The organism is Devosia sp. (genome assembly GCF_017307495.1).
Classification (GTDB): domain Bacteria; phylum Pseudomonadota; class Alphaproteobacteria; order Rhizobiales; family Devosiaceae; genus Devosia_A.
The window spans coordinates 1-6,993 of sequence record NZ_JAFKHE010000011.1 but is presented as its reverse complement, the minus strand read 5'-3'; the positions used below and the strand labels follow the sequence as shown (position 1 = coordinate 6,993).

Genomic DNA, 6,993 nt, shown 5'->3' with positions numbered 1-6,993 from the left:
CTCCAGAGCCTCGATCACATGACAATTTCTGTCATCAGGCATAGGCGTAGATATAGAAATTTCCATCAGCAGATCCTTCGACTCCAAACGGCACGAAGAATCTCAGATCAGAGCCAGAACCGCTACGCGGTGGCCCCTTGGCGCTTACGTTTCGCCTATCTGGCCGTGGTGATCGACCTGTTCTCCCGCCGCGTCATTGGTTGGTCACTGCAGAGCCGGCAGGTCACCGACGTCGTGCTGCAGGCGTTGCTCATGGCGGTATGGCGACGGAAGCCGAAGACCACGGTCCTGGTTCACTCGGATCAGGGCTCCCAGTTTACCAGCATGGATTGGGCTGCCTTCCTGAAGCACCACAATCTTGAGCACTCGATGAGCCGGCGCGGGAACTGCCACGACAACGCGGTGGCAGAGAGCTTCTTCAATGTGCTCAAGCGGGAGCGGATCCGCCGCAAGACTTACCGAACGCGCGAAGAGGCAAGGCAGGACGTGTTCGACTACATCGAGATGTTCTACAACCCCAAGCGCAAGCACGTCAGGAACGGGATGCTGTCACCCGTCGAGTTCGAACGGCAGCACAATACGTAGCCCGACGGCGTCCACGAAACTCGGGGCTATTCATTGACACCTCTTACCTTTGTACTTTGCACTGTGTTGCCGCGACTTGAATATCTTGCTCGTCTGGGACCGGCTTAATGATCTGTCCCCTTAAAGTCACCCCCTGCCAGCCTCCAGCACCAAATGGCTGGTCCTGGCTCCAGGCCTTGATGGTCACGCACGCTCGGGTTGTGCGGCCCGAGTTCGGAGCATCTTGATATGTAACGGCGCTTATCGACCCGCGCCCACCGTTCGGCTCTCCCCTTATCACCTCGACTTGCCCGTCGATGGCCCAGCCATTTGGTGCTTGGTAACAAACATCTTTCCACTCGACGCGGCTCGTCGTCTGAGGACCCGTTCCCGGGGCGCGAACAGAGTCCTTGATCTCGAACGACCGCTTTGTCGTGGATGCCAAATTTTCTGCTATGCAGTCGCTCCTCACGACGCTTTCTACCGCATCCCGCACCGCGGAGCAGGCTGATTGAATTGGCAGGTTGCCAATTCTCGAGCGAGCAAACGTAATAGGAGTAAAATAATTGATTCTATCGCCAGATCTTAATGTGCCCTTTGCAACACCAATTACTGTTCCGTCTTCACGATATACTGGCGACCCACTGTTCCCGCCGCTAAAACTAAGACTTGTAGCCCAACGATTAAATTCTATTGCATCAGATGAAGTTATCTCTCCGGAACTTGATGTGTAGACAACCTGACTCTTTATACAAATTTTTGATGAATTATACTCTATACAGGCATTATGAAAACCGGATGTATACACTGGGCCCGATGCGTGCGATTCGCCAAAAGTGCACATTAGCTTAACCGGAGAGTATCCCGACGCCCGTCGATTCAATTTCAAAATAATGATATCGTCGGCTCCAGATCCGGCTTCCTTTACTTCTTGTTCGCTAGCTGTAACATCTTGATAGCGCGCAAACAATTTTATGTCGGACTCGGGCACGCCTTCCTTCATCAGGTCCGTCTTGACATGATCGGCGGATACGGCAAACCCGCCAGTGGAGATAATAAAGCCCGTTCCATATGCCTCCAAAGTTCTTCCGGTCTTATCCTTGCCCTCAGCTCGAATGACAATCAGACTGCTTGCTATACGCTCATGCGGATTGGCGACCGCAGACTCGGCGCCGCAGGAGAAAACCAAAAGAAAGCAAAGTGCGACCGCCCTCATTTTCATCACCTACTATTTTGGCTTATCGTAAACTCGCTGAAGCGCCAGCACATCCAGGCGGCTCAGGTGGCCGGCGTTATTCCAAACAGGGTTGCAATAATTCATAACGCTGTCGGGATCGTATTTGGTGCCAGCGGTCGTGAACCCTTTCATGTCCGGAAGCTTCTGATCGCCTACGAGCTTGATGCAATCATCTGGCGTATCGTTCCGTTCTTGCTCATGCACGAATCCCAAGGCATGACCGAATTCATGAACCGCGAGTTTTTGGATGCAGGCCGCAGCTGTCGATCGACAGAAAGTCCATTGAGATGGTGCATTGAAGTCAAAATTCAGATACATTCGCGTGGGCTCCGCCCCTCTCTGCCAACCAACGCCACTTCTCGGCCACTCGTCGCCAACGCGAATCCTAATCTCACTTTGCGGCTTTTGATCGCACCTATCCCAGCCTAGGAATTCGATTGATGACATTAGCTGCCAAGTGTTCTCTACAGCAATTCGCGTAATTTCGCGCTGCCTCTGATGCTGGTCCGCAGGATTCTCCCAACAGACACGTATTCTGAATTTATCGCCGGATCTAGGCCAGACATTCTTTAAACTTATGATCGCCTTGTTTTCGGTCGCCTCAATAAGGAAATCCTCTTTGATTTCAACCGCATCCTGCTTTCCTAGATCAGGATGCACTAGCGCGCCCGCTTGCCCGTGGGCAAGGGATGCCAAAATAAATGACCCCACGATAGCCAAACTACCACCCATAATGACAGAGTACCGGGTAGATTTACGAAAAACCCAGCTCATCGAACAATCTCTCCGACAACATCGACGTTCCGGATCTTTCCGAGTAAGATTTCTTGACCGGATGGAAGCCTAGCCCCGCGATCGGCTTGTGCAGTTTTCAAATCACAAACCCCGCTAATTATAGAACTCACGACCGAAGCAAACACCGCAGGGCCGCCGAAAGCAGCGATTAATTTTCCCGCCGTTTCTACGGTCGGCTTAAATTTGCATGCCTCAGCAATTCCCCTCTGCAGTGAGTCTTGTGGGGTGAGCAGAGATACTTGAGCCGCATCTTGACTAACATGACACGAAGCGACCAAAATAGATACTATAGCGACACCAGAAAATCGCGCCAACGTAATCGCCCGGATTCTGTTTCACTTTAGTGATAATGCACGCTTTTGCTTTTTCTGCAACCGCTGTCGGCCGCGAAAGCTAAGTGTCGCTTTACGTCAGATCGAGTGTAGCCCTCTACCTAGAGCGTTTCCGGTTTAATCGGGTTCATAGCCTGCGGCTTTGAAGTAGTTTGCGCATTCGGTCGGTGAGAAGAGATCGACGATCGTTCCGACGGAATCCCAGAGTGCGGGGATCGAGCGCTCTGCTCTGGCTCCGAGCATGGCCTTGAGCTTTGCGAAGGCGTTTTCGATCGGGTTCATGTCTGGACTGTAGGGCGGCAGGAACGCGAGGGTCGCGCCGGCGCGCTCGATCGCTTCGCGGACGCCGGCCGGCTTGTGGGCGGGCAGGTTGTCCATGATGACGATATCGCCGGGCCTCAGTATCGGCACCAGCACCTGCTCGACATAAGCCAGGAGACGATGCCGTTCATGGCGCCGTCGTAGACGAACGGGGCGGTCATGCCGCCGAGACGCAAAGCTCCGGCGAAGGTCGTGGTCTTCCAGTGCCCATGAGGGACGCCGGGACTGTCAGGATTTCCGTGTGAGGGCGGCCATACTGGACCCGATGGAGGTTACCGATGGCACGACGCAAAGCCTCCCGCCTTCCTGACGCGCTTCTGGACCAGCTTTTGTGCTGCGCCGACCCCAAGACCGCCTTCGACCCGAACGGGCTGCTCGACGATCTGAAGAAGGCGTTCGCCGAGCGGGCCCTGAACGCCGGGATGGATCACCATCTGGCAGGCGACGAGGCCGGTAACAGCCGCAACGGCTACGGTCGCAAGACGGTGACGACCGAGACCGGCCGGATCGAACTGGAGATTCGGCGCGATCGGGAGGCGACGTTCGATCCGCAGCTCATCGCCAAGTATCAGCGCCGCTTTCCCGGCTTCGACGACAAGATCGTCTCGATGTATGCCCTGCTCGACCCGGATCAGCATGCGCGCGCTGTCGATGTCGGTGACCTTGAGGTTGGCGATCTCCGACACGCGCGGGCCGCAGCCATAGGCGATGCTGAGCGCGGCGCGGTCCTTCAGGCTCCGAGCATACGCCAGCAGCAGCGCCACCTCCTGCGTGTCCAGCACCACCGGCAAGCGCTCCGGCGTCGGGATCCGCGCCATGCGGTCACCGAAGCCGGTCCGGCCCAGCGTGACGTGGAAGAAGAACCGCAGCGCCGTGCAGGCCAGGTTCATCCGGGCGTAGCTGACGCCGAGCGAAGCCAGGTGAAGCTGGTAGCGACGCAGATCCTCCGGCTCGGCCCGATCCGGGGGCAAGCCGAGGAAGGTCGTGAACGCGCGGACCTGCCGCACGTAGTCGCGCTCCGTGCTCGCCAAACCGGCGGATGGGCATGTCCTCGATCATCCGCTGACGCAGCGGGCTGACGGTGACGGCATCGATCATGGAGACCTCCAAGGATCACGGGAAACGATCACGAAATCCTCGGATGCAGCGCCTCACAGGCGAAATCTCAGCGATGAACACGCCGCAGCGCCCTGCCGCGAGAGCGGCTTAGTCCAATGGCGCAGAAGAGCTGATGTACGACGCCGAGTAATGCCGTTCGCTGGGACCTGGTGTTTAGGTGGCGACAAATTGAGCTACCTGCGTTTCCCAGGCCGCCGGAAACGTCACTCCCTTGGCGAGATCTGGCGCCGTAATCGATAGCTCGAGCGCAGCAGTTGCGCAGCCGTCGACCAAATCTGGCTTGAGAAACGCCAGTGGAAGCAGTTGCGCCACGTAGCGCTCGCTGACCTGTTCACGCTCGGCGAGGCGCGCTTCGCGTCCGCAGGTCTCGGCGGCGATCAGCGTGGTGCCGGAGCCGCCGAAGACATCGAGCACGATCTCGCCACGACGGGTGCAGTCCTTGATTGCGTCGGCGACGAGCGCGGCCGGCTTGACCGTCGGATGCATGGCAAGCTCGTCCATCCGCGCGGCACCGACGCTGCTGATCCCGGGATAGTCCCAGACATTGGTGCGGTAGCGTCCGGTCTCACCCAGGCCAAAGTTGTTGGTGTGCGGGGCGGTGCCGACCTTGAACGCGAAGATGAGCTCATGCTTCGAGCGGTAGAAGCTGCCCATGCCGCCATTGCTCTTGTTCCAGACGCAAAGGTTCTTCAGCTCGCTGAATGCCGTCTGCCCCGCATCGAGCAGCTCGCGCATATGGCGCCAGTCCATGCAGACGAAGGCGATCGCACCGTCCTTGCAGACGGCAGCGGCGTGCGAGAGCGTGGTCGCGAGGAACTGCGTGAACTCGGCCGGCGTCATCTCCCCGGCCGCCATCGCAAACTCGCGATGACGGATGGCACCGAGACCCCCGACATGACCGTCGATCGGAACGTTGTAGGGTGGATCGGTGAACAGGAGATCGGCCCGGCGACCGCCGAGCAGACGCTCGACATCGGACCGCGTGCGCGCATCGCCGCAGAGCAACTGGTGACGCCCCAGCAGCCAGAGCTCGCCTTTCTGCGTGACCGGAGAAGTCGTCACCGGCGGGATAATATCTGCCGAAGGAATAGCGTCGGTCTTGGCTTCGCGGGCCTGTTCAAGGGTAAAATCGATCTCGGCGATCGAGAAGCCGGTCAACGAGACATCGAAGTCCAGCTCGATCAACGCGCCAAGCTCGATCGCGAGCAGCTCGGTATCCCAGCCGGCATTGAGAGCGAGCTTGTTGTCTGCGAGCACATAGGCCCTTCGCTCCTCGTCACTGAGATGGGAGAGGCGAAGCGTCGGCACCTCGGTGAGGCCGAGCTCCTTGGCCGCCAGCACACGGCCATGGCCGGCAATGATTTCGCGCTTGTCACTGATCAGCACCGGGTTGGTGAAACCAAAGCGCTGGATGCTGGCAGCAATCTGCTGAACCTGCTTGCGCGAATGGCGCCGCGCATTGCCCGGATAGGGGCGCAGCGAGGTCACCGCCGTCATCTCGATACTCGGGCTTGCCGATGTCACAGGGCGCTCCTTGCTCTGCCGCATTGAGTACATAGGCAGAACGAGAACGCCGCGGCGGGCAAGGAGAAAGTCAAATGGCCAGCGATTTAGCGGTCGACCATGAACTCTAATTAGCCGGCAATGTTTTATTGACATTTGAATGCCGCTTGAAACGAGTCCCGGTTTCAGATTTCCTTCAAAAAGATCATTCGGTCGCTTTAAAGAACAACGCTGGTGCGTACCCACCTCGCAAGATGAGCACAAATTCAGCGAATCAGTTGCACCTCAGCGCGCCGCCAGACACCGCCCGATCGGGCCTTGCGGCAAGCTGCAGCGCCGCTGCAGGGAACGGCAATTCGATCCCGGCTCGTTGCAATCCAATCCCGCGGGCGGACGGCGCGAGATCGCCGTCGCTCAATCCCGTTCCGCTCAGCGGCAACGTCATCCCGCCAAACAGCAATCGTATCCCGCACAACGGCAATCGGATCCCGCCAAGAGCCAAAGCGTGACGGGCCAGCAAGGCCGGCCTCGAACGAAAGCCGCCAAGATTTCGGGCGCCTGACCCGCTCAATGGCAACGTGAATGGACATTTCCCCGCTGGAATCGGCGGCCTGTCGCATTTCGTCCGTTCACGGACCGGGGATCCCGACCACCTGATATTTTCGAGAAGAACAGAGAAACAGGAAACTGCTACCCAGCAGCCGTGCGGCGACCACCTGCTGAGTTTATTCGAACTGGAGGGAGAACGGTTCGGAGGGGCCTGCGACCACCGCCAGCTAGTTATCAACCTCAGAAATTTGCAGCGGTCCTCGCCGAAATCGGCGGAGTTTCCGGGCGATAGCGCCGGACTCGCTCTCTATCGCCGGGCCAAAACTCAGAAGAACTAGCGTCTTCTCGCGGCCGTTCTCGGTGTCGGTAGCACCGACTTCGGTTGTCTGCGAGAACCGCAGTGGGCCACGTCTGTCGCAATTTGGCCGATATCGTTGAAAAAGTCGGCCATTTGAGCGCTGCTGCCGGGCGGCGGATCTGGCCGATCGAGGCTCGCCTTCTCATGCGGCCCTGATCTGTGGCCCGTTCGGAAGGAGCTTTGCGAGTTTCCTGAGGTTCTGGGCGGCAGCGGCG

Annotated in this window: 4 protein-coding genes and 3 pseudogenes; 2 read left to right on the top strand and 5 right to left on the bottom strand. The window is 58.2% G+C overall.

All coding sequences use genetic code 11. The annotated features are described in order from the left end of the window. The coding region (locus J0I99_RS00375; protein ID WP_291395105.1) for an IS3 family transposase at nucleotides 1–585 on the top strand (585 nt) is incomplete at its 5' end. A 43-nt stretch (nucleotides 586–628) separates the two neighbouring features. Here the strand turns inward: J0I99_RS00375 and J0I99_RS00370 are convergent. The 3 genes and pseudogenes from J0I99_RS00370 to J0I99_RS00360 all read right to left on the bottom strand — a co-directional run. Then, complete coding sequence (locus J0I99_RS00370) at nucleotides 629–1,780, bottom strand: serine protease (protein WP_291395102.1); 1,152 nt, start codon at nucleotides 1,778–1,780, stop codon at nucleotides 629–631. 12 nt (nucleotides 1,781–1,792) lie between these two features. Further along, nucleotides 1,793–2,575, bottom strand: a complete 783-nt coding sequence (locus J0I99_RS00365) for a M12 family metallopeptidase (RefSeq protein WP_291395100.1) — start codon at nucleotides 2,573–2,575, stop codon at nucleotides 1,793–1,795. A gap of 470 nt (nucleotides 2,576–3,045) precedes the next feature. Continuing rightward, a pseudogene (locus J0I99_RS00360) lies at nucleotides 3,046–3,470 on the bottom strand (IS630 family transposase); the annotation flags it as partial. A gap of 57 nt (nucleotides 3,471–3,527) precedes the next feature. Between J0I99_RS00360 and J0I99_RS00355 the strand changes: the two are divergent. After that, nucleotides 3,528–3,866 (top strand): annotated as a pseudogene (locus tag J0I99_RS00355) (transposase); the annotation flags it as partial. A gap of 9 nt (nucleotides 3,867–3,875) precedes the next feature. On the opposite strand, the pseudogene J0I99_RS00350 reads toward J0I99_RS00355, so the two are convergent. Both J0I99_RS00350 and J0I99_RS00345 read right to left on the bottom strand, forming a co-directional pair. After that, nucleotides 3,876–4,256 (bottom strand): annotated as a pseudogene (locus J0I99_RS00350) (tyrosine-type recombinase/integrase); the annotation flags it as partial. A 265-nt stretch (nucleotides 4,257–4,521) separates the two neighbouring features. Further along, the gene (locus tag J0I99_RS00345) at nucleotides 4,522–5,865 is read right to left on the bottom strand and encodes a DNA methyltransferase (RefSeq protein WP_291395098.1); all 1,344 of its coding nucleotides are present in this window, start codon (nucleotides 5,863–5,865) and stop codon (nucleotides 4,522–4,524) included. Nucleotides 5,866–6,993: the final 1,128 nt, after the last annotated feature.